Annotated in this window: 31 protein-coding genes; 6 read left to right on the top strand and 25 right to left on the bottom strand. The window is 52.1% G+C overall.

All coding sequences use genetic code 11. The annotated features are described in order from the left end of the window. Window positions 1-466 precede the first annotated feature (466 nt). Complete coding sequence (locus AC2AXP_RS19160) at window positions 467-1009, top strand: gamma carbonic anhydrase family protein (protein WP_004956115.1); 543 nt, start codon at window positions 467-469, stop codon at window positions 1007-1009. A 35-nt stretch (window positions 1010-1044) separates the two neighbouring features. Here the strand turns inward: AC2AXP_RS19160 and aroE are convergent, their stop codons facing one another. The 5 genes from aroE to dprA form a co-directional block, all read right to left on the bottom strand. Continuing rightward, window positions 1045-1863 carry a shikimate dehydrogenase gene (gene aroE / locus AC2AXP_RS19155; protein WP_004956117.1) on the bottom strand — a complete coding sequence of 273 codons (819 nt, stop codon included), beginning with the start codon at window positions 1861-1863 and terminating at the stop codon, window positions 1045-1047. Between the two features lie 11 nt (window positions 1864-1874). Then, the gene (gene tsaC / locus AC2AXP_RS19150; RefSeq protein ID WP_004956120.1) at window positions 1875-2432 is read right to left on the bottom strand and encodes an L-threonylcarbamoyladenylate synthase type 1 TsaC; all 558 of its coding nucleotides are present in this window, start codon (window positions 2430-2432) and stop codon (window positions 1875-1877) included. A gap of 7 nt (window positions 2433-2439) precedes the next feature. Next, window positions 2440-2985: a DNA topoisomerase family protein gene (locus tag AC2AXP_RS19145; RefSeq protein WP_004956124.1), complete on the bottom strand. Its 546-nt coding sequence runs from the start codon at window positions 2983-2985 to the stop codon at window positions 2440-2442. A gap of 148 nt (window positions 2986-3133) precedes the next feature. Then, window positions 3134-3607 (bottom strand): DUF494 family protein Smg, encoded by a 474-nt coding sequence (gene smg / locus AC2AXP_RS19140; RefSeq protein ID WP_004956125.1) that lies wholly within the window; start codon window positions 3605-3607, stop codon window positions 3134-3136. Then, the gene (dprA, locus tag AC2AXP_RS19135) at window positions 3579-4700 is read right to left on the bottom strand and encodes a DNA-protecting protein DprA (protein ID WP_004956129.1); all 1122 of its coding nucleotides are present in this window, start codon (window positions 4698-4700) and stop codon (window positions 3579-3581) included. The genes smg and dprA overlap by 29 nt, the downstream gene beginning before the upstream one ends. Before the next feature lie 132 nt (window positions 4701-4832). Here dprA and def point away from each other — a divergent pair, with 132 nt between their 5' ends. From def to mscL, 5 genes are all read left to right on the top strand, one after another. After that, the gene (def, locus tag AC2AXP_RS19130; protein WP_004956131.1) at window positions 4833-5342 is read left to right on the top strand and encodes a peptide deformylase; all 510 of its coding nucleotides are present in this window, start codon (window positions 4833-4835) and stop codon (window positions 5340-5342) included. Between the two features lie 17 nt (window positions 5343-5359). Then, complete coding sequence (gene fmt, locus AC2AXP_RS19125) at window positions 5360-6304, top strand: methionyl-tRNA formyltransferase (protein ID WP_004956132.1); 945 nt, start codon at window positions 5360-5362, stop codon at window positions 6302-6304. Window positions 6305-6378: 74 nt separating this feature from the next. Next, window positions 6379-7668 (top strand): 16S rRNA (cytosine(967)-C(5))-methyltransferase RsmB, encoded by a 1290-nt coding sequence (rsmB, locus tag AC2AXP_RS19120; RefSeq protein WP_004956134.1) that lies wholly within the window; start codon window positions 6379-6381, stop codon window positions 7666-7668. A gap of 54 nt (window positions 7669-7722) precedes the next feature. Continuing rightward, a complete protein-coding gene (gene trkA, locus AC2AXP_RS19115; RefSeq protein ID WP_004956135.1) occupies window positions 7723-9099 on the top strand; it encodes a Trk system potassium transporter TrkA in 1377 nt (458 codons plus the stop codon). A 141-nt stretch (window positions 9100-9240) separates the two neighbouring features. Next, window positions 9241-9657 carry a large-conductance mechanosensitive channel protein MscL gene (gene mscL, locus AC2AXP_RS19110; RefSeq protein WP_004956137.1) on the top strand — a complete coding sequence of 139 codons (417 nt, stop codon included), beginning with the start codon at window positions 9241-9243 and terminating at the stop codon, window positions 9655-9657. Window positions 9658-9711: 54 nt separating this feature from the next. On the opposite strand, the gene AC2AXP_RS19105 is transcribed toward mscL, so the two are convergent. From AC2AXP_RS19105 to rplN, 20 genes are all read right to left on the bottom strand, one after another. Then, window positions 9712-9918, bottom strand: a complete 207-nt coding sequence (locus AC2AXP_RS19105; RefSeq protein ID WP_088499844.1) for an alternative ribosome-rescue factor A — start codon at window positions 9916-9918, stop codon at window positions 9712-9714. 72 nt (window positions 9919-9990) lie between these two features. Then, a complete protein-coding gene (gene zntR, locus AC2AXP_RS19100) occupies window positions 9991-10431 on the bottom strand; it encodes a Zn(2+)-responsive transcriptional regulator (protein WP_004956140.1) in 441 nt (146 codons plus the stop codon). Next, window positions 10431-10805 (bottom strand): DnaJ family domain-containing protein, encoded by a 375-nt coding sequence (locus tag AC2AXP_RS19095; protein WP_004956143.1) that lies wholly within the window; start codon window positions 10803-10805, stop codon window positions 10431-10433. The genes zntR and AC2AXP_RS19095 overlap by 1 nt, the downstream gene beginning before the upstream one ends. A 147-nt stretch (window positions 10806-10952) precedes the next feature. Further along, complete coding sequence (gene rplQ, locus AC2AXP_RS19090) at window positions 10953-11342, bottom strand: 50S ribosomal protein L17 (protein WP_004929726.1); 390 nt, start codon at window positions 11340-11342, stop codon at window positions 10953-10955. A gap of 40 nt (window positions 11343-11382) precedes the next feature. Continuing rightward, a complete protein-coding gene (locus AC2AXP_RS19085) occupies window positions 11383-12372 on the bottom strand; it encodes a DNA-directed RNA polymerase subunit alpha (protein WP_002919219.1) in 990 nt (329 codons plus the stop codon). Between the two features lie 25 nt (window positions 12373-12397). After that, a complete protein-coding gene (gene rpsD, locus AC2AXP_RS19080) occupies window positions 12398-13018 on the bottom strand; it encodes a 30S ribosomal protein S4 (protein WP_004956152.1) in 621 nt (206 codons plus the stop codon). Between the two features lie 30 nt (window positions 13019-13048). After that, entirely contained in the window at window positions 13049-13438 is a 390-nt protein-coding gene (gene rpsK, locus AC2AXP_RS19075; protein WP_004956154.1) for a 30S ribosomal protein S11, read from the bottom strand. Between the two features lie 16 nt (window positions 13439-13454). Then, window positions 13455-13811: a 30S ribosomal protein S13 gene (gene rpsM / locus AC2AXP_RS19070; protein ID WP_039991313.1), complete on the bottom strand. Its 357-nt coding sequence runs from the start codon at window positions 13809-13811 to the stop codon at window positions 13455-13457. Between the two features lie 146 nt (window positions 13812-13957). Next, window positions 13958-14074, bottom strand: coding sequence for a 50S ribosomal protein L36 (rpmJ, locus tag AC2AXP_RS19065; RefSeq protein ID WP_002227352.1), 117 nt, complete (start codon window positions 14072-14074; stop codon window positions 13958-13960). A 34-nt stretch (window positions 14075-14108) separates the two neighbouring features. Further along, complete coding sequence (gene secY, locus AC2AXP_RS19060; RefSeq protein ID WP_004956156.1) at window positions 14109-15440, bottom strand: preprotein translocase subunit SecY; 1332 nt, start codon at window positions 15438-15440, stop codon at window positions 14109-14111. Between the two features lie 7 nt (window positions 15441-15447). Beyond that, complete coding sequence (rplO, locus tag AC2AXP_RS19055; protein WP_039991315.1) at window positions 15448-15882, bottom strand: 50S ribosomal protein L15; 435 nt, start codon at window positions 15880-15882, stop codon at window positions 15448-15450. Between the two features lie 3 nt (window positions 15883-15885). Then, complete coding sequence (gene rpmD, locus AC2AXP_RS19050) at window positions 15886-16065, bottom strand: 50S ribosomal protein L30 (protein WP_004956161.1); 180 nt, start codon at window positions 16063-16065, stop codon at window positions 15886-15888. Between the two features lie 6 nt (window positions 16066-16071). Next, window positions 16072-16572, bottom strand: a complete 501-nt coding sequence (rpsE, locus tag AC2AXP_RS19045; protein ID WP_004956164.1) for a 30S ribosomal protein S5 — start codon at window positions 16570-16572, stop codon at window positions 16072-16074. A gap of 14 nt (window positions 16573-16586) precedes the next feature. Further along, window positions 16587-16940: a 50S ribosomal protein L18 gene (rplR, locus tag AC2AXP_RS19040; protein ID WP_004956165.1), complete on the bottom strand. Its 354-nt coding sequence runs from the start codon at window positions 16938-16940 to the stop codon at window positions 16587-16589. A 9-nt stretch (window positions 16941-16949) separates the two neighbouring features. Then, window positions 16950-17483, bottom strand: coding sequence for a 50S ribosomal protein L6 (rplF, locus tag AC2AXP_RS19035; protein WP_004956168.1), 534 nt, complete (start codon window positions 17481-17483; stop codon window positions 16950-16952). Between the two features lie 14 nt (window positions 17484-17497). After that, on the bottom strand, window positions 17498-17890 hold the full coding sequence (gene rpsH, locus AC2AXP_RS19030; protein ID WP_004956170.1) for a 30S ribosomal protein S8: 393 nt from the start codon (window positions 17888-17890) through the stop codon (window positions 17498-17500). A gap of 33 nt (window positions 17891-17923) precedes the next feature. Further along, window positions 17924-18229, bottom strand: coding sequence for a 30S ribosomal protein S14 (rpsN, locus tag AC2AXP_RS19025; RefSeq protein ID WP_004956173.1), 306 nt, complete (start codon window positions 18227-18229; stop codon window positions 17924-17926). A 13-nt stretch (window positions 18230-18242) separates the two neighbouring features. Then, complete coding sequence (rplE, locus tag AC2AXP_RS19020; protein ID WP_004956175.1) at window positions 18243-18782, bottom strand: 50S ribosomal protein L5; 540 nt, start codon at window positions 18780-18782, stop codon at window positions 18243-18245. Between the two features lie 14 nt (window positions 18783-18796). Next, window positions 18797-19111, bottom strand: a complete 315-nt coding sequence (rplX, locus tag AC2AXP_RS19015; RefSeq protein ID WP_004956177.1) for a 50S ribosomal protein L24 — start codon at window positions 19109-19111, stop codon at window positions 18797-18799. A 10-nt stretch (window positions 19112-19121) separates the two neighbouring features. Then, window positions 19122-19493 carry a 50S ribosomal protein L14 gene (gene rplN, locus AC2AXP_RS19010; RefSeq protein WP_000613954.1) on the bottom strand — a complete coding sequence of 124 codons (372 nt, stop codon included), beginning with the start codon at window positions 19491-19493 and terminating at the stop codon, window positions 19122-19124. Window positions 19494-19580: the final 87 nt, after the last annotated feature.

Below are 19580 nucleotides of genomic sequence, written 5' to 3'. Positions count from 1 at the left end.
AAGATTCACTAAATGAATTTTACTTCAGTAGTCACTCTTCAAGACTTGATATTTTTTTGCTGCCGAAGCAGCTGGATATCGTCTTGTGAGTGCCCACACAGATTGTCTGATAAATTGTTAAAGAGCAGTGAGTTACGCGCCGAAGCTTGTTAACTCGAGGTGGCGTATAATACGCTTTCCTCTTTCAGAGTCAACCCGTTTTTTCAGGATTTTTTCTCTTTCGTCCCGGCCGCGTTGTGAAGTGAATCACTTGCGCCGTGTCGATGGAGGCGCATTATAGGGATCCGAGTTTTTTGCACAACCCCTTTTTTGATCTTTTCTTATCGTTTGCACACTTTTCCGCCCTTTCGGCCGGATCTTGCGCGATCGAGGCCATTTTACGCAGGATCTGCGCTGTTGATTGGTTGTAATTCCATCGCCAACGTCTAGTATTGCCGGTAATTATGATCCCGACGTGAGGCTTACCATGTCTGATGCAATTCGTTCTTACCTTCATTACACCCCACAGATCGGCCAACGCGTGATGATCGATCCTTCCAGCGTGGTGATCGGCAACGTGGAACTGGCCGATGACGTCAGCATCTGGCCCCTGGTGGCCATCCGCGGCGACGTTAACGCCGTCAAGATCGGTGCGCGCAGCAACATTCAGGACGGTAGCGTGCTGCACGTGACTCATCAATCGGAACATAATCCTCAAGGCTACCCGCTATTAATTGGCGAAGATGTGACGGTGGGGCATAAAGCCATGCTGCATGGCTGCGCCATTGGCAACCGGGTATTGGTGGGAATGGGATCGATTTTGCTGGATGGTGCAGTAATAGAAGACGACGTGATGATTGGCGCCGGTAGCCTAGTGGCGCCGGGAAAACACCTGGCAAGCGGTTACTTATATATGGGCAGCCCTGCACGGCAAGTACGACCGCTGACGTCGGCCGAGTTGGAAGGGCTGCGCTACTCCTCCAATAACTACGTGCGCTGGAAAGATGATTACCTGTCCGAAGATATTTGACCGAACGCCCGTTCCTGTCCGGGTACGGGTTGCTTTCAGTCAGCCAGTTCCTTGCGCAATTGCTGCAGCACCGGTTCAATCTGCGGCATGACCCCATGCCACAGCAAAAAGGCATGCGCCGCCTGCCCCACCAGCATGCCTAAGCCATCGGCAAACTGCGTTACGCCCTGCCGTTGCGCCCACGCCAGAAACGGCGTCAAACCGCGTTGGTAAAACATGTCGTAACAACGGATATGCGCTCCCATGATGCTCACGGGCAACGTCGGCACCTCTCCGCTAATGCCTGATGCAGTCGCGTTGATCAGCAAATCAAAATCCTGTTGATCGAGTTGGTTCATCGGCAGTGCCGCGATCTCTCCAAGGTGGCGGAAGGCCTGCGCCAGGTCTTGTGCCCGACTAAAGGTACGGTTGGTAATCACCACCTCGCAACCAAAGGAAAGCAACGGCAGTATAACGCCGCGAGCGGCCCCCCCCGCCCCCACCAGCAGAATGCGATCGCCGGAATTGATCAAACCCTGACGCTCCAGATCGCTCAACAGGCCAATGCCGTCGGTGTTGTCTCCCAATAGCAACCCATGGAGCTGTCGTTTAAGGGTATTCACCGCGCCGGCCATTGCCGCACGTTCGGTCAGTTCATCGGCCAGCTGATACGCCTGTTCCTTAAACGGCACGGTAACATTGGCTCCTTCGCCGCCAGCGCCAATGAACGCCTGTAAACTCCCGGCAAAATCATCGACCGGAGCCAATACCGTGCCATAGGGATGCGCAATCCCGGTTTGCTGAGCAAACAGCGCATGAATGCGCGGTGATTTGCTATGAGCAATCGGGTTGCCAAATACCGCAAATTTGTCCATCCACCGCTCCTCTAGCCCTGACGGATCTGCTCGCCGGTCAACGCATCTCTGATTTCTGAAGGGTTAAGACGACCACCGACATTGCCGGCTAACACCGGGAAAGCGGCGCCAAACTGCTGCAGCACCTCATTGGCGCTCCGGCAGGGCTCTTGTCCACTGAGGTTGGCGCTGGTCGATACCAATGGCTTACCGAACTCGCGGCACAGTTGCTGCACCAAAGGATGATCGCTAACGCGTACCGCCAATGAATTAAAATGCCCGGTAAGCAGCGTCGAGGTGGTCGGTTTCGCCGGGATCACCCAGGTCACCGGCCCCGGCCAACTGGCGAATATCGCCGCGCGCTGCGACTCGCTAAGCTGGCTGTCAGCAATATAGGGCAGCAACTGGTCGTATTCGGCAGCAATCAGGATCAGTCCCTTTTCCCAAGGCCGCTGCTTTAAGGCCAGCAGTTCGCGCAGCGCCTGCTCGCTGTCAGGATCGCAGCCCAGGCCAAACACCGCTTCGGTTGGGTAGGCAATAACCTGCTGATTGTTCAATGCTGTAATAATGGAGGTGAATTCTAAGCTCATGATGTCGTTATTCTGTCGTTGTGACCGGTTTTCCGCAGAGTTTACTGGCGCAGCAGAGGATTATCCCCCTGGCCGTACGCTTTTCCATCAGCAACGGATAATGGCAATACGCGCATTCGCCGGCGACGGGTTTAAGATTGAGGGCAAACTGGCATTCCGGGTAGCGATCGCAGGAATGAAACACTTTGCCGTAGCGTGATTTGCGCTGCAGCAATTTGCCCTGGCCGCATTGCGGGCAAGGAATGCTGGTTTCGTCCGGTTTGTCGATTACTTCGGTATGATCGCATTCAGGGTAGTTATTACAACCAATGAACATGCCATAGCGCCCCTGACGCAACACCAGCGTCGCCTGGCATTTCGGGCAATGTTGTCCTTCCAATACTTTAACTATATGACCGTCCGCCTGGGCTTTCAGCGGACGTATATATTCGCACTCTGGATAATGAGAACAGCCAAGGAAGGGGCCATGGCGACCACTGCGGATCACCAACTCGGCCCCACATTCCGGACAGGGTTCATTTTGCCTAGCGGCAAAAATCGCTGTTTTAGTCATAACTACTTTATACCCTACATGATTCGAGTTACAGGAAGGCGGCGACGCAGCAAATCCCTGGGGCGCACAAAGGCTACGCCACCAGGGTCAGCAAGGGAAGCCAACGCACCTGTATCTTGAAGTATACGGGTATATGCGTGTTATCGGCTCAATGCAAATAGCCTTCGTTTACTTCAAACAACAGTTCTTCCATTTGCTGATAGGCGCTTTCATAACCTGGGATATTGAATAGCACCATCAACACCACCCATTTCAGGTCTTCGAGATCGAATTCCTCGTTATCCAACGCCATAACGCGATCGATAACCATTTCACGGGTTTCGAGGTTCAATACCTGGATCTGTTCAAGGAACAGAAGAAAACCACGGCAACTGGCATCCAGACGCACGCTTTCTTCTTCGGTATAGAATCGCATCGCCAGCGGATCGGCGCCCATAAGATACGGCGCGTTCTCACCTTCTTGCAAGTCTGCGAGTTTTTCAAGCCAATTCAACGCGTTGTAGATATCCTCTCGATGAAACCCCGCCTCAGCGAGATCATCGGTCAGTTTATCCTGATCGACGCGTATCTCTGGTTCATTGTGGATATACGTTTCAAATAAGTACATGAGTACGTCGAACATGGCTTGCCCTCCTTATTCGGACATAGCCGCCGGGTACAGCTGCGATCCATCCTGCTAACTCCAGATCGAGTAATTGGATTACCACCTCTGGCACAGGTTGGCCGGCACGTTCAGCGACGACGTCAACAGGTGTCACCTCATCTCCTACGTTAGCCAACACATCGGCAAATGGCAATTCAACTTCCGCTTCTGAAGCAGAAATAGTTGTTTTTTCATCCATCGCCAACCAATGCAGGCCGCTGCCGAGCTGTTCTGCGATATCTTTTGGTTCGGTAACCAGATAACCGCCCTGTTGAATCAGCCAGTGTGTTCCCGCGCTCATAGGATTACCCAAGGCGCCAGGCAAGGCAAAAACGTCACGCCCCTGTTCAAGTGCCAGGCGCGCAGTAATTAGCGAACCACTGCGTAAAGCGGCCTCCACCACCAGCACGCCAAGGCTCAAGCCACTAATGATGCGATTACGCCGAGGGAAATGCGCTGGCAGAGGCAAGTCGGTGACCAGGTGTTCGGACAACAGCGCGCCGCCCTGCTCGACGATGCGCCTGGCCAGTCGACGATGACAACGCGGCGAGACATTGGCCAGCCCGCTACCCAATACGCCAATCGTGATACCCTGTGCGTCAAGTGCAGCGCGATGACAGATACCGTCGATGCCAAGTGCCAGACCGCTGGTGATGGCATAGCCGCAATGTGCCAACTCGCCGGCAAAGTACGTCGCCCAACGCTCACCGTAATGGCTGTATTGACGACTGCCCACCATGGCGATTTGCGGCAACTGCAACGCCTCAATGCAGCCGTCCACCAGCAGTACAAACGGCGCATCGACGAGATGCGAAAGTTGCTGCGGATATCCCGCCGTGCCGAAAGTCAGCATCCTGTGCCCGGGGTGTTCCAGCCAAGCCAGCGTCGCGGCCAGGTAGCGCGAGTCCAAACGGTCGAACTGTTCACGCTGGCGAAGGTTCAGGCCCAGTGCGCGCAGCATGCGGCAAGGTGCGCCCCCTGCCGCGATCAACTGCCGCAAGACCTCGCTTGCCGCTGCCGCGCCGAGCCCCGATACCGCATGCAGCCGTAACCCCATCTCCTCTGGAATCATCGCGCGTCCCTTGCCGTTAGCGTTGGTATTACCAATCTGTGCAATTGTTAGACGATGCTGTCAATCAGGACGGGAAATGTCTAGAATAGACATTAAACTCTCTTTATTACTCGGATATAGATCTAAAGATATATGTCAGTCTTGCAGGTATTACATTTCCCAGACGAGCGGCTGCGCAAAGTTGCAGCCCCGGTAAAAGAAGTCAATGCTGATATCCAGCGTATCGTGGATGATATGTTTGACACCATGTACGCAGAGGAAGGCATTGGCCTGGCCGCGACCCAGGTGGATATCCACCAACGCATTATCGTCATCGACGTTTCCGAAACTCGCGATCAGCGCCTGGTGCTGATTAACCCGGAACTGTTGGAACAAAGTGGTGAAACCGGCATTGAAGAAGGATGCCTGTCCATCCCTGAACAACGTGCCTTGGTGCCACGGGCCGAAAAGGTGAAGATCCGCGCGCTGGATTACAACGGCAATTCATTCGAACTGGCCGCCGACGATCTGTTGGCCATCTGTATCCAGCATGAAATGGATCACCTGGTCGGCAAACTGTTTGTCGATTACCTGTCGCCGCTGAAACGCCAGCGTATCCGTCAGAAACTGGAAAAAATGGCCAAGCTGCAAGCGCGCGCCTAACCACGCAGGGAATCAACGTGTCTGACTCTTTACGCATTATTTTTGCCGGCACACCCGACTTCGCAGCGCGTCATCTTGACGCGCTGTTGTCATCTGGACACCAGGTGGTCGGTGTGTTTACCCAGCCCGATCGCCCTGCCGGGCGTGGCAATAAACTGACGCCAAGCCCGGTCAAAGTGCTGGCTGAACAGCATCAACTGCCGATCTTCCAACCCAAGTCATTACGCCCAGAAGAAAACCAGCAACTGGTGGCAACGCTTGAAGCTGACGTGATGGTGGTGGTGGCATACGGTCTGATTCTGCCAAAAGCAGTTCTGGATATGCCGCGCCTCGGCTGTATCAACGTACACGGTTCGCTACTGCCGCGCTGGCGCGGTGCCGCGCCGATCCAGCGTTCCCTGTGGGCTGGCGATCGGGAAACCGGCGTGACCATCATGCAAATGGATGTCGGCCTTGATACGGGTGACATGATGCATAAAATCAGTTGTCCCATTGAAGCTTCGGATACCAGTGCCAGCCTGTACGACAAGCTCGCTGAATTGGGGCCCAGGGGATTGCTGACCACATTGCAACAGTTGGCCGACGGCACCGTCGCACGTGAAGTACAAAACGAAGCGCTGGTGACCTACGCGGAAAAACTGAGTAAAGAGGAAGCGCGCCTCGATTGGCAACTTTCTGCCGCACAGCTTGAACGCTGCATTCGCGCCTTCAATCCGTGGCCAGTCAGTTACTTCACCGTTGACGACCAACCGGTGAAGGTTTGGCAGGCGCAGGTTAGCGATGAGAGCAGCAATGCCCAGCCGGGTACCATCATCCATGCCGACAAGCATGGCATCCAGGTGGCAACTGCCGACGGCGTGCTATGCCTGACGCAGTTACAGCCTGCCGGCAAAAAGCCGATGTCAGCTCAAGATTTGTTGAATTCACGTCGCGAATGGTTCACTCCGGGTAACCGGTTATAAACCGCCTTCACTGCCCGGTGGATCCTGCCGGGCTGTTTATTTTATTCAATGCCGATCGTCAACAGCTCTAGCCTATGAAAAACAACTACAACCTCCGCAGCATTGCTGCTCAAGCCATCGGCCAGGTATTGGATCAGGGGCAATCACTCAGCACCATCCTGCCGTCATTGCAGAAAAACATCTCGGACAAAGACCGCGCACTGTTACAGGAGCTGTGTTTTGGCACCTTACGCGTCTTGCCGCAACTGGAATGGTGCATTCAGCAGTTGATGGCCAAACCGATGGTCGGTAAACAACGCACGCTGCACTATCTGCTGATGGTTGGCATGTACCAATTACTGTATACCCGTATTCCTGCGCACGCGGCGCTGGCAGAAACGGTAAACGGCGCCGTTGCGCTAAAGCGGCCACAGCTCAAGGGGCTGATTAACGGCGTTTTGCGTCAGTTCCAGCGCCAGCAGGATCAATTGCTGCAACGCGCGGCCAACAATGACAGCCGCTATTTGCACCCAAGCTGGCTATTGAAACGCATCCAGCAGGCCTATCCTGAGCAGTGGGAACACATCGTCGAGGCCAATAACCAGAAACCGCCAATGTGGCTGCGGGTAAACCGGCTGCATCACACGCGCGATGAATATCTCAAACTGATGGAACAAGCCGGCATCGCCGCCGCGCCACACGCAGAATATCGTGATGCGCTGCGTTTATTGTCGCCATGCGCGGTCAACGAGCTGCCCGGCTTTGCCGAGGGATGGGTCACCGTGCAGGATGCCTCTGCACAAGGCTGCGTCGATCTGCTGGATCCGCAGGATGGCGAGCAGATCCTCGATCTGTGCGCAGCCCCTGGCGGCAAAACCACGCATATCCTCGAAGCGGCACCAAAAGCCCATGTGATGGCGGTCGACATCGACGAACAGCGGCTGAGTCGCGTGAACGAAAATCTCCAGCGTCTGCGATTCAGCGCCGAGGTCAAGCAGGGTGATGGCCGTACACCGCAGCAATGGTGCGGCGATAAGCAATTTGATCGCATTCTGTTGGATGCGCCATGCTCTGCCACCGGGGTCATCCGCCGCCATCCTGATATCAAATGGCTGCGCCGCGATCGCGACATTGCCGAATTGGCCAGCCTGCAGGCGGAAATCATGGATGCCATTTGGCCTCACCTGAAGCCTGGCGGTGTGATGGTGTATGCCACCTGCTCTATCCTGCCACAGGAAAACAATGAGCAGGTACTGGCCTTTTTACAGCGCCATGCCGACGCACAACGTGTAGAAACCGGTAAGCAACATCAACCTGGCCGACAGAACCTTCCTCATCCTGAAGATGGCGATGGCTTCTTTTACGCTAAGCTGATTAAACTGTAACCCCTCAGGGCGTGCCTTTGCGCCCTGCTCTTTCAGTGTGAAGCAGAGAACACGATGAAAATAATTATTCTTGGCGCAGGTCAGGTCGGCGGAACTCTGGCGGAAAACCTGGTTGGCGAAAATAACGATATCACCGTGGTGGATACCGATACCAACCGCCTTCGTCAGTTGCAGGACAAATTCGATCTGCGCGTCGTACAGGGACATGGTTCACACCCGCGCGTCCTGCGTGAGGCCGGCGCTGAAGATGCCGATATGCTGGTTGCCGTCACCAATTCTGACGAAACCAATATGATCGCCTGCCAGATTGCCTACTCATTGTTCAACACGCCAAACCGCATCGCTCGTATTCGTGCGCCAGAATACATTCGTGAATCCGACAAGCTGTTTTTACCTGAAGCGGTGCCTATCGACCACCTGATCTCTCCCGAACAGCTGGTTATCGATTACATCTACAAACTGATTGAATACCCTGGAGCCTTGCAGGTTGTAAACTTTGCGGAAGGGAAAGTCAGCATTGCCGCGGTTAAAGCCTATTATGGCGGCCCGTTGGTAGGCAATGCGTTGTCGGCCATGCGCGAACACATGCCGCATATTGATACCCGCGTAGCCGCTATTTTCCGCCAGGATCGACCGATTCGCCCGCAGGGTTCCACCATCATTGAAGCCGGTGACGAAGTATTTTTTGTTGCTGCATCCCAGCATATCCGCGCGGTAATGAGCGAACTGCAACGGCTGGAAAAGCCTTACAAGCGCATTATGATCGTCGGCGGCGGCAATGTCGGTGCCGGTTTGGCCGCCAAGTTGGAGAAAGACTACAACGTCAAGCTGATTGAACGTAACCAGCAGCGCGCCGCCGAATTGGCCGAACAGCTCCATGACACCATTGTGTTTTACGGTGATGCTTCCGATCAGGAACTGCTGGCCGAAGAACACGTTGAACAGGTAGACGTGTTTATTGCCATCACCAACGATGACGAAGCCAATATCATGTCCGCCATGCTGGCCAAACGCATGGGCGCCAAGAAAGTCATGGTGCTGATCCAGCGCCGCGCCTACGTCGATTTGGTTCAGGGCAGCGTGATTGACATCGCCATCTCACCGCAACAAGCTACCATCTCTGCGCTGTTGGGGCACGTACGCAAGGCCGATATTGTCAGCGTCTCGTCCCTGCGCCGTGGCGTGGCAGAAGCCATCGAAGCGATCGCCCACGGTGATGAAAGTACCTCCAAAGTGGTTGGACGCATTGTAGAAGAGATCAAGTTGCCGCCAGGCACGACCATTGGCGCAATTGTACGTGGTGACGATGTGATTATCGCCAACGGCAACAGTAAAATTGAGCAAGGCGATCATGTGATCATGTTTATTACCGACAAGAAATTTGTCCCGGATGTTGAACGACTGTTCCAACCGAGTCCGTTCTTCCTTTAATACAAATACGTAAAGCCGGTAACCGCCGTTTTGCGTTAAAATTGATTGTCACAGGAAATGGCGAAAAGTTTTCTATACTTATTGTGGCAAAGGGAAGTTGCTTTGTTAAACTTGTGTTATTAATTTTGCGAGGGGTGTTCTATGAGTATGATGAAAGAGTTCCGCGAGTTTGCCATGCGTGGCAACGTGGTCGATTTGGCGGTGGGTGTCATTATCGGTGCTGCCTTCGGGAAAATTGTATCGTCATTCGTTGCTGATATCATCATGCCGCCGTTGGGTTTGCTGATTGGCGGCGTCGATTTTAAACAGTTCCATCTGGTTTTACGTGAAGCACAAGGCGCTGTTCCGGCGGTAGTAATGAATTATGGTTCATTCATTCAGACCGTTTTTGATTTTATCATCGTCGCATTTGCCATCTTCCTGGCAATTAAGCTGATGAATAAAGTTCGCCGCAAGCAGGAAGAAGCCCCTGCTGCTCCGCCAGCGCCTACCACTGAAGAAAAACTGCTGACTGAAATACGCGATCTGCTGGCTCAGCAACAACAGCCAAAGCTGTAAGACCACCCTTTTTATAAATAAAAGCCCTCGCTGATAGAGGGCTTTTTTAATGGCTTAAAACCAGAAGGCCAGTGGTAAATTATCTGCTGATACTTTACCACTGGCCTCCCAACGCCCACCTTTTGCATGTTTTTCTTTACGCCGATAACTGCCTTTACCTTTAATATTTTTTTCTACCCGTTGGCGAAACAGCGGGTCATGTAACAAGGCTTCCAAGGCGTTATCCTGAATTTGGCCCTTGGTATGTCGATATTTTGTCATGGTATTACTCCGATTAACTCTGTGGTTATAAAACGGCTGATGATACTGCGGTCGAGGTCGACATTAAAGCGATTATCGCTGTTGCCTGACGCTTGCCGCTTTTTCTTCACGTGCGCCTTGTTCCAATGCCTCAAGGATCGAGCAAGAGCTACTGGTATGTGCGGTACCACAGCAGGCATCGCTGAGTCGTTTCAATGATTCACGCATACGCGACAATTCTTGCAATTTGTTCTCAACGTCCTGCAGTCGCGCCTCCACGATCGATTTTGATTCCTGGCAGGTATGATGCTCTGGATCGACGCGGATCGATAACAGTTCGGCGATGGTTTCCAGGGTAAATCCCAATTGCTTGGCATAACGAATAAAACGCAGCCGCTGCAAGTCCTGCTCGCTGTACAAGCGAAAACCGCCTTCGGTTCTGATGTCGTGATCCATCATGCCCTGCTTTTCGTAATAACGCACCGTATCGGGCGTCACATCGGCAAGTTTTGCCAACTGGCCAATTTTAAACATTACTTATCCTCCGTGCTGAATTTACCGCTCAGTGCCGCCTGGTATTCACCGTGTAGAAAATCGGTGCTCATTCCCGCCTGACGCAAACGAAACGCCAACAGCGCCATGCGTTTATTCAACTCGTCAAAGTCAGGATGTTCGCTATTGATGCCCTGCAGTAAGCGAGCCAGCGTCAGCGCTTCTTTGCGCACTTCAAGTTCTGGCGGCAGATAACCGGCGTTTTTTAACAGGCGAAAACCCGATCGCAGCTCGGCAGGTACCGCACTGTCATCATCCAGTATTAGCGGCGCGCCCATACCGGGTAGTTTGTCGAGTTCACCTTTCTGCTGGGCATCGGCGATATGGCGTTCAGCCCATTCATCGAGCAACCACATAAGAGGATTTCTCCAGCGCTAAAGCAGATAATATTAGCATAGTGGATAAGAAGGGAGATCTTAAGTCATCACATAGGGGGATCGATCTGCGGCAAACGACAGACGTAAAAAAACCGGGCAAGCCCGGTTTTTTTACGCGTCTACAGATTACTCTGCAGTTGCCACTTCTGCTTGAGACTCAGCACGATCAACCAGCTCGATGTATGCCATCGGCGCGTTGTCGCCTGCGCGGAAGCCACACTTCAGAATGCGAGTGTAACCACCGGCACGGCTCGCGAAACGCGGGCCCAGCTCGTTAAACAGTTTTGCCACGATCTCGTTATCACGAGTACGGGCGAATGCCAGACGACGATTAGCTACGCTGTCGGTCTTGGCAAGAGTAATCAGCGGCTCAACAACGCGACGCAGCTCTTTCGCTTTTGGCAGGGTCGTCTTGATGATCTCATGACGAACCAAAGAGCCGGCCATGTTACGGAACATAGCCTGGCGATGGCTGCTGTTACGGTTCAGTTGACGACCACTCTTACGATGGCGCATGACCTTATCCTTCTCAGTAAAACCTTAACCTGTGATCCGGTTACTCGTCAGCAATGCTTGCCGGCGGCCAGTTTTCCAGGCGCATGCCCAGAGACAGACCACGTGAGGCCAGCACATCTTTAATCTCGGTAAGAGATTTTTTACCCAGGTTCGGCGTTTTCAGCAACTCAACCTCGGTACGCTGTACCAGATCACCGATGTAGTGGATAGCTTCTGCCTTAAGGCAGTTAGCAGAGCGGACAGTCAATTCCAGATCGTCAACAGGGCGCAGCAGGATTGGATCGAACTCTGGTTTCTCTTCTTTAACTTCCGGCTGACGTACATCACGCAAGTCAACGAAAGCTTCAAGTTGTTCAGCCAGAATGGTTGCCGCACGGCGGATCGCCTCTTCAGGATCGATCGTGCCATTGGTTTCCATTTCGATTACCAGCTTGTCCAGGTCAGTACGCTGTTCTACACGCGCTGCTTCAACATTGTAGGCAATGCGCTCTACAGGGCTATAGCAGGCGTCCACCAACAGACGACCAATCGGGCGCTCATCTTCTTCCGAATGAATTCGGGCAGAAGCCGGCACATAACCACGACCGCGCTGAACTTTGATACGCATGCTGATAGCAGCGTTCTCATCGGTCAGGTGGCAGATAACGTGCTGCGGCTTGACGATTTCGACATCACCATCATGGGTAATGTCGGCAGCGGTCACAGGGCCAATGCCAGATTTATTCAGGGTAAGAATAACTTCATCTTTGCCTTGAACTCTCACCGCCAGCCCTTTCAGGTTGAGCAGGATCTCCAGGATATCTTCCTGTACGCCTTCTTTGGTGCTGTACTCATGCAGTACACCATCAATCTCAACCTCGGTCACCGCGCAACCCGGCATAGATGAAAGCAGAATACGGCGCAGTGCGTTGCCAAGAGTATGGCCAAAGCCACGCTCTAAAGGCTCAAGGGTCACCTTGGCGTGCGTCGAACTGACTTGCTCGATATCTACCAGGCGCGGTTTTAGAAACTCTGTCACAGAACCCTGCATTGTGTCCTCTCTTTGGTACTAAGCTTTACTTGGAGTAAAGCTCGACGATCAGGTGTTCGTTAATGTCCGCAGACAGATCGGTACGTTCAGGAATACGTTTGAACACACCTTCCATCTTAGCAGCATCAACTTCCAGCCAAGTTGGCTTTTCACGCTGCTCAGCCAGCTCCAAAGCGGCCTTAACACGAGACTGCTTTTTAGCTTTCTCGCGGATGCTGACTACGTCATTCGGAGATACCTGATAAGAAGCGATGTTAACAACGCGACCATTTACCATGATGCCTTTATGGCTAACCAGCTGACGTGCTTCTGCACGAGTGGCGCCAAAGCCCATACGGTAAACGACGTTGTCCAGACGGCCTTCCAGCAGTTGCAACAGGTTTGCACCAGTGTTGCCTTTCAGACGTGCTGCTTCTTTATAATAGTTACGGAATTGACGCTCCAGAACACCGTACATACGGCGAACTTTTTGCTTTTCACGTAACTGTACACCGTAGTCAGACAGACGCGGTTTACGCGCACCGTGTTGACCAGGCGGTTGCTCAATTTTGCATTTTGAATCGATCGCGCGAACGCCAGACTTCAGGAACAGGTCTGTGCCCTCACGGCGGCTAAGCTTGAGCTTAGGACCCAAATATCTTGCCATTTTCTTTCTCCAACAATCCTAAAAGCAGCGTTATACGCGGCGCTTTTTCGGCGGACGACAACCGTTATGAGGGATCGGAGTCACATCAGTAATGTTAGTGATGCGGAAACCAGCCGCGTTCAGAGCGCGGATAGTAGACTCACGACCAGGACCAGGTCCTTTAACCATAACTTCCAGGTTCTTGATACCGTATTCTTTTACTGCTTCAGCACAACGTTCGGCTGCAACCTGAGCTGCAAACGGAGTTGACTTACGAGAACCACGGAAACCGGAACCACCGGCAGTTGCCCAACCCAAAGCATTACCCTGACGATCGGTAATAGTTACAATGGTGTTGTTGAAAGAAGCATGGATATGAGCCACGCCGTCAGAGACTTGCTTTCTTACACGCTTGCGTGTACGAACAGGTGCCTTTGCCATTATTCAATCACCCCGATTATTTCTTGATCGGTTTACGCGGACCCTTACGGGTACGTGCGTTGGTCTTAGTACGCTGACCGCGAACTGGCAGACCACGACGATGGCGCAAACCACGATATGTACCAAGATCCATCAGACGCTTGATGCTCAGGGTAACTTCACGACGCAAATCACCTTCTACAGTGAATTTGGCGACTGCTTCACGCAGCTGTTCAATTTGCTCTTCAGACAGCTCACTGATCTTAACATTTTCAGGAATACCCGTAGCCGCACAGATAGACTGTGAGCGGGTTTTACCGATTCCGAAGATCGACGTTAAGGCGATTACGGTATGTTTATGATCAGGAATGTTAATGCCTGCTATACGGGCCACTATGCACTCCTACTATTTTATACGGCAACACCATTCTGAAAAGCCCGTTTTCAGGATACTCAAATAATGTTGCAGCTACATACAAAAGATTGGCTGGCTAATCTAGCCAGCTCAACCCAACTTTGCAAGAAAAATATGCGAGATAATCAGCCTTGACGCTGTTTATGCTTCGGCTCGGCGCTGCAAATCACACGAACGACACCGTTACGCTTAACGATTTTGCAGTTACGACATAATTTCTTGACGGAAGCACGAACTTTCATTTTTACTCTCCGTAACTTCTCAAACAAAACCCGACTAGCGGTTATAGCCTTTCAGGTTTGCTTTCTTCAATGCAGACTCGTACTGACTTGACATCATCAGAGTTTGCACTTGAGCCATAAAGTCCATGATGACGACAACCACGATCAGTAGCGAGGTACCACCAAAGTAGAATGGTACTTTCATTGCATCACGCATGAACTCCGGGATCAGGCAGATGAAAGTAATGTACATCGCGCCCACCAGGGTTAAACGCGTCATTACTTTATCGATGTACTTCGCCGTTTGCTCTCCCGGACGAATTCCTGGTACGAAGGCACCGGACTTCTTCAGGTTATCTGCTGTCTCACGCGGGTTGAAAACCAACGCCGTGTAGAAGAAACAGAAGAAGATGATTGCAGACGCATAGAGTAACACATAAAGCGGCTGTCCAGGCTGCAAATACATCGAAATCGTTGTCAGCCAGTTCCAACCGGTACCGCCCCCAAACCAGGATGCAATCGTGGCTGGGAACAGGATAATGCTGGAAGCGAAGATTGCAGGAATTACGCCTGCCATGTTCACTTTCAACGGTAAGTGTGTGCTCTGTGCTGCGTAAACACGACGACCTTGTTGACGTTTCGCATAGTTAACGACGATACGACGTTGACCACGTTCGATGAAAACAACGAAGAAGGTTACTGCAAACACCAATACTGCAACCAGCAGCAACAGGAGGAAGTGCAGGTCGCCTTGCCGGGCTTGCTCAATAGTATGACCGATTGCCGGCGGTAATCCCGCCACAATACCAGCGAAGATAATGATTGAAATACCGTTGCCGATACCTCGTTCGGTTATCTGCTCACCCAGCCACATCAGGAACATTGTCCCGGTAACCAGACTCACAACCGCAGTAAAGTAGAACGCAAAGCCTGGATTTAACACCAGGCCCTGCATACCAGGCATATTCGGCAGACCGGTAGCAATACCGATCGACTGGAATATGGCCAATACCAGCGTACCGTACCGGGTGTACTGGCTTATCTTGCGACGGCCAGCCTCCCCTTCTTTCTTGATTTCCGCCAACGCCGGATGAACCACCGTCAGCAGCTGGATAATGATCGACGCCGAGATATATGGCATGATCCCCAGAGCAAAGATAGAAGCACGGCTGAGGGCACCACCAGAGAACATGTTAAACATTTCAATGATAGTGCCTCTCTGCTGCTCGAGCAATTTGGCAAGCACAGTGGCATCGATACCAGGAATCGGAATAAAAGAGCCGATACGGAAGACAATCAGCGCGCCGATAACAAACAAAAGTCTGCGCTTCAGCTCGCCGAGCCCACCTTTAGCACTTTGAAAATCTAATCCTGGTTGCTTAGCCATCTGCTACTTATTCCTCAATTTTACCGCCAGCAGCTTCGATAGCAGCACGAGCGCCTTTGGTGACACGCAGACCACGCAGGGTAACCGGACGAGTGATTTCGCCAGAAAGCATAACTTTCGCGAACTCAATCTGGGTACCAACAACGTTAGCGGCTTTCAGCGTGTTCAGGTCGATTACGTCGCCTTCAATCAAAGCCAGCTCAGACAGACGAACTTCTGCCGTGATCATCGCTTTGCGAGAGGTGAAGCCGAATTTCGGCAAACGACGGTATAAAGGCATCTGACCACCTTCAAACCCGCGACGTACGCCACCGCCAGAACGAGACTTCTGACCTTTGTGACCACGGCCGCCGGTTTTACCCAGGCCAGAACCAATACCACGACCTACACGCTTCGGCGCATGCTTGGCACCTTCAGCCGGAGACAGAGTATTTAAACGCATCTGTTACTCCTCAACTTTAACCATGTAGGAAACCAGGTTGATCATACCGCGTACAGCAGGAGTATCCTCGCGCTCTACGGTGTGACCAATACGACGCAGACCCAGACCGAGCAGAGTAGCTTTATGCTTCGGCAGACGGCCAATGGAACTGCGAACTTGTGTTACTTTAATAGTCTTAGCCATGGTCAATTACCCCAGAATGTCTGCAACGGATTTACCACGCTTGGCAGCGACCATTTCAGGGGACTTCATATTTGCCAAGGCATCAATAGTTGCACGAACCACGTTGATCGGGTTGGTGGAACCATAAGCCTTAGCCAATACGTTGTGAACCCCAGCGACTTCCAGGACGGCGCGCATTGCACCACCGGCGATAATACCGGTACCTTCGGAAGCCGGCTGCATGAACACACGAGAACCCGTGTGAGCACCTTTAACAGGGTGCTGCAGGGTGCCGCTGTTCAGCGCGACATTCATCATGTTGCGACGGGCTTTTTCCATCGCTTTCTGGATCGCTGCCGGAACTTCGCGTGCTTTGCCGTAGCCAAAACCAACGCGACCGTTACCATCACCAACGACTGTCAGTGCGGTAAAGCTGAAAATACGGCCACCTTTTACGGTTTTAGATACGCGGTTTACCGCGATCAGCTTTTCCTGCAGTTCGCCAGCTTGTTTTTCGATGTGAGCCATCTTAAACCTCTTCCTTAGAACTGAAGGCCAGCTTCACGGGCAGCATCTGCCAGTGCCTGGACTCGACCATGATATTGGAAACCGGAACGGTCAAAGGAAACATCTTTGATGCCTTTTTCCAACGCGCGCTCAGCGATAGCTTTACCTACTGCTGCTGCTGCGTCTTTGTTACCGGAAAACTTCAGTTGCTCAGTGATAGCTTTTTCTAAAGTAGAAGCTGCTACCAATACTTCAGAACCGTTCGGAGCAATTACCTGTGCGTAAATGTGACGCGGGGTACGATGTACCACCAGGCGGGTTGCACCCAGTTCTTTGAGCTTGCGGCGTGCGCGGGTCGCACGACGGATACGAGCAGATTTCTTATCCATAGTGTTACCTTACTTCTTCTTAGCCTCTTTGATACGCACGACTTCGTCGGCGTAACGAACACCCTTGCCTTTGTAAGGCTCAGGACGACGGTAGGCACGCAGATCTGCAGCAACCTGGCCAATAATCTGCTTATCAGCGCCTTTCAGCACGATTTCAGTTTGGCTAGGACATTCAGCAGTAACACCTGCTGGCAGCTGGTGATCGACAGGGTGAGAGAAGCCCAGGGCTAAATTCACCACATTGCCTTTAACAGCAGCACGATAACCAACGCCTACCAGTTGAAGCTTCTTGGTGAAGCCTTCGGTAACACCGATAACCATTGCGTTCAGCAGAGCGCGCGTAGTACCCGCTTGGGCCCATGCGTTCACAAAGCCTTCGCGTGGTGCGAAAGTCAGTGCGTTAGCTTCTTGCTTCACTTCAACGGCTTCGTGGACTGTACGAGTCAGCTCGCCGTTCTTACCCTTAATCGAAATAACCTGACCGTTGAGTTTTACCTCTACGCCGGCAGGAATGACGACGGGTGCTTTTGCAACACGAGACATTCTTTCCTCCCGAATTAAGCTACGTAGCAGATAATCTCGCCACCAAGACCAGCCTGGCGAGCTGCACGATCGGTCATAACACCTTTAGAGGTAGAAACAACAGCGATCCCCAAACCGGCCATAACTTTTGGCAACGCATCTTTTTTCTTATAGATACGCAGACCTGGACGGCTGATACGCTGAATGCTTTCTACCACAGCTTTGCCCTGGAAGTACTTCAGTACCAGTTCCAGAACAGGCTTGGCGTCGCCTTCGATTTTGAAATCTTCAATAAAACCTTCTTCCTTCAGCACGTTGGCAATTGCCACTTTCAGCTTGGAGGAAGGCATGGTGACCGCAACTTTGTTCGCGGCTTGACCGTTACGGATACGGGTCAGCATATCCGCGATCGGATCTTGCATGCTCATCTGTCTTTACTCCCGTGATTCAATTGGTGACAATTACCAGCTAGCCTTTTTCAAGCCTGGTACTTCACCGCGCATGGCGGCTTCACGCAGTTTGATACGGCTCAACCCGAATTTGCCCACATAACCATGTGGACGGCCAGTTTGGCGGCAGCGATTACGCTGACGGGACGGGCTGGAATCACGCGGCAGAGTTTGCAGCTTGAGAACGGCATTCCAACGATCTTCATCGGAAGCGTTCACATCAGAGATAATAGCTTTCAGTTCAGCGCGTTTTGCAAAGAACTTGTCAGCTAATTTCACGCGCTTTACTTCGCGTGCTTTCATTGATTGCTTAGCCATCAGTAACCCTGCCTTACTTGCGGAACGGGAAGTTAAAAGCAGCCAACAGTGCGCGGCCTTCATCATCAGAGTTCGCAGTAGTGGTAATGGTAATATCCAAACCACGGACGCGATCGACTTTGTCGTAGTCGATTTCTGGGAAGATGATTTGCTCACGCACACCCATGCTGTAGTTGCCACGGCCGTCGAATGACTTGGCGGACAAGCCACGGAAGTCACGGATACGTGGAACAGCAATGGAAATCAGACGCTCAAAGAACTCCCACATGCGTTCGCCACGCAGAGTTACTTTACAGCCGATCGGATAGCCCTGGCGGATTTTGAAGCCTGCAACAGATTTGCGTGCTTTGGTGATCAACGGCTTTTGACCGGAGATTGCTGCCAAGTCGGCTGCTGCGTTATCCAGCAGTTTCTTGTCAGCGATCGCTTCACCAACACCCATGTTCAGGGTGATCTTCTCGACCCGAGGGACTTGCATGACAGAATTGTAGTTAAACTGAGACATCAGTTGTTTAACTACCTCGTCTTTGTAGTAATCATGCAGTTTCGCCATCGTATTACTCCAAATTACTTGATAGTTTCGCTGTTAGATTTGAAGAAACGGACTTTTTTGCCGTCTTCGAATCTAAAGCCTACACGGTCAGCCTTACCGGTAGCCGCATTGAAGAGAGCAACGTTAGAAACCTGAATTGCAGCTTCTTTTTCAACGATGCCACCTGGTTGGTTCAGAGCCGGAACCGGCTTCTGATGTTTCTTCACCAGGTTGATACCTTCAACAATGACCTTACCAGCAGACAGGACATTTTTTACTTTACCGCGCTTACCTTTGTCTTTCCCGGTAATCACGATAACTTCGTCATCACGACGGATTTTCGCTGCCATGGTTCGCTCCTTAGAGTACTTCTGGGGCCAGAGAGATAATTTTCATGAACTTCTCATTACGCAGTTCACGAGTTACCGGCCCAAAAATACGCGTACCGATTGGCTGCTCGCTGTTATTGTTTAAAATAACGCATGCATTACCATCGAAGCGAATGACAGAACCGTCCGGGCGACGTACACCCTTCTTGGTGCGCACCACTACCGCCTTCAGCACATCGCCTTTCTTCACCTTACCACGTGGAATTGCTTCCTTGATGGTAATCTTGATGATGTCGCCGACGCCTGCGTAGCGACGGTGCGAGCCACCTAGAACCTTGATACACATTACGCGACGTGCACCGGAGTTGTCGGCGACGTTCAGCATAGTCTGTTCTTGGATCATTTTAGTGCTCCGCTAATGTCAACTACTACTTTAAAGACCCAAGAAATATTAGGTCGTTGAAAAGCCCCATAACCGAGGGCGCAGCAT

The sequence above is a fragment of the Serratia sp. Sp408 genome (genome assembly GCF_057180665.1).
Note: the sequence above shows the minus strand (reverse complement) of the source record. Positions and strands in the feature narration are given on the sequence as shown.

What these genes read in the sequence shown, in the direction of transcription:
- AC2AXP_RS19160 (WP_004956115.1), top strand. Translation starts at nt 467, where the DNA reads ATGTCTGATGCAATTCGTTCTTACCTTCATTACACCCCACAGATCGGC.
- aroE (WP_004956117.1), bottom strand. Translation starts at nt 1,863, where the DNA reads ATGGACAAATTTGCGGTATTTGGCAACCCGATTGCTCATAGCAAATCA.
- tsaC (WP_004956120.1), bottom strand. Translation starts at nt 2,432, where the DNA reads ATGAGCTTAGAATTCACCTCCATTATTACAGCATTGAACAATCAGCAG.
- AC2AXP_RS19145 (WP_004956124.1), bottom strand. Translation starts at nt 2,985, where the DNA reads ATGACTAAAACAGCGATTTTTGCCGCTAGGCAAAATGAACCCTGTCCG.
- smg (WP_004956125.1), bottom strand. Translation starts at nt 3,607, where the DNA reads ATGTTCGACGTACTCATGTACTTATTTGAAACGTATATCCACAATGAA.
- dprA (WP_004956129.1), bottom strand. Translation starts at nt 4,700, where the DNA reads ATGATTCCAGAGGAGATGGGGTTACGGCTGCATGCGGTATCGGGGCTC.
- def (WP_004956131.1), top strand. Translation starts at nt 4,833, where the DNA reads ATGTCAGTCTTGCAGGTATTACATTTCCCAGACGAGCGGCTGCGCAAA.
- rsmB (WP_004956134.1), top strand. Translation starts at nt 6,379, where the DNA reads ATGAAAAACAACTACAACCTCCGCAGCATTGCTGCTCAAGCCATCGGC.
- trkA (WP_004956135.1), top strand. Translation starts at nt 7,723, where the DNA reads ATGAAAATAATTATTCTTGGCGCAGGTCAGGTCGGCGGAACTCTGGCG.
- mscL (WP_004956137.1), top strand. Translation starts at nt 9,241, where the DNA reads ATGAGTATGATGAAAGAGTTCCGCGAGTTTGCCATGCGTGGCAACGTG.
- AC2AXP_RS19105 (WP_088499844.1), bottom strand. Translation starts at nt 9,918, where the DNA reads ATGACAAAATATCGACATACCAAGGGCCAAATTCAGGATAACGCCTTG.
- zntR (WP_004956140.1), bottom strand. Translation starts at nt 10,431, where the DNA reads ATGTTTAAAATTGGCCAGTTGGCAAAACTTGCCGATGTGACGCCCGAT.
- AC2AXP_RS19095 (WP_004956143.1), bottom strand. Translation starts at nt 10,805, where the DNA reads ATGTGGTTGCTCGATGAATGGGCTGAACGCCATATCGCCGATGCCCAG.
- rplQ (WP_004929726.1), bottom strand. Translation starts at nt 11,342, where the DNA reads ATGCGCCATCGTAAGAGTGGTCGTCAACTGAACCGTAACAGCAGCCAT.
- AC2AXP_RS19085 (WP_002919219.1), bottom strand. Translation starts at nt 12,372, where the DNA reads ATGCAGGGTTCTGTGACAGAGTTTCTAAAACCGCGCCTGGTAGATATC.
- rpsD (WP_004956152.1), bottom strand. Translation starts at nt 13,018, where the DNA reads ATGGCAAGATATTTGGGTCCTAAGCTCAAGCTTAGCCGCCGTGAGGGC.
- rpsK (WP_004956154.1), bottom strand. Translation starts at nt 13,438, where the DNA reads ATGGCAAAGGCACCTGTTCGTACACGCAAGCGTGTAAGAAAGCAAGTC.
- rpmJ (WP_002227352.1), bottom strand. Translation starts at nt 14,074, where the DNA reads ATGAAAGTTCGTGCTTCCGTCAAGAAATTATGTCGTAACTGCAAAATC.
- secY (WP_004956156.1), bottom strand. Translation starts at nt 15,440, where the DNA reads ATGGCTAAGCAACCAGGATTAGATTTTCAAAGTGCTAAAGGTGGGCTC.
- rplO (WP_039991315.1), bottom strand. Translation starts at nt 15,882, where the DNA reads ATGCGTTTAAATACTCTGTCTCCGGCTGAAGGTGCCAAGCATGCGCCG.
- rpmD (WP_004956161.1), bottom strand. Translation starts at nt 16,065, where the DNA reads ATGGCTAAGACTATTAAAGTAACACAAGTTCGCAGTTCCATTGGCCGT.
- rpsE (WP_004956164.1), bottom strand. Translation starts at nt 16,572, where the DNA reads ATGGCTCACATCGAAAAACAAGCTGGCGAACTGCAGGAAAAGCTGATC.
- rplR (WP_004956165.1), bottom strand. Translation starts at nt 16,940, where the DNA reads ATGGATAAGAAATCTGCTCGTATCCGTCGTGCGACCCGCGCACGCCGC.
- rplF (WP_004956168.1), bottom strand. Translation starts at nt 17,483, where the DNA reads ATGTCTCGTGTTGCAAAAGCACCCGTCGTCATTCCTGCCGGCGTAGAG.
- rpsH (WP_004956170.1), bottom strand. Translation starts at nt 17,890, where the DNA reads ATGAGCATGCAAGATCCGATCGCGGATATGCTGACCCGTATCCGTAAC.
- rpsN (WP_004956173.1), bottom strand. Translation starts at nt 18,229, where the DNA reads ATGGCTAAGCAATCAATGAAAGCACGCGAAGTAAAGCGCGTGAAATTA.
- rplE (WP_004956175.1), bottom strand. Translation starts at nt 18,782, where the DNA reads ATGGCGAAACTGCATGATTACTACAAAGACGAGGTAGTTAAACAACTG.
- rplX (WP_004956177.1), bottom strand. Translation starts at nt 19,111, where the DNA reads ATGGCAGCGAAAATCCGTCGTGATGACGAAGTTATCGTGATTACCGGG.
- rplN (WP_000613954.1), bottom strand. Translation starts at nt 19,493, where the DNA reads ATGATCCAAGAACAGACTATGCTGAACGTCGCCGACAACTCCGGTGCA.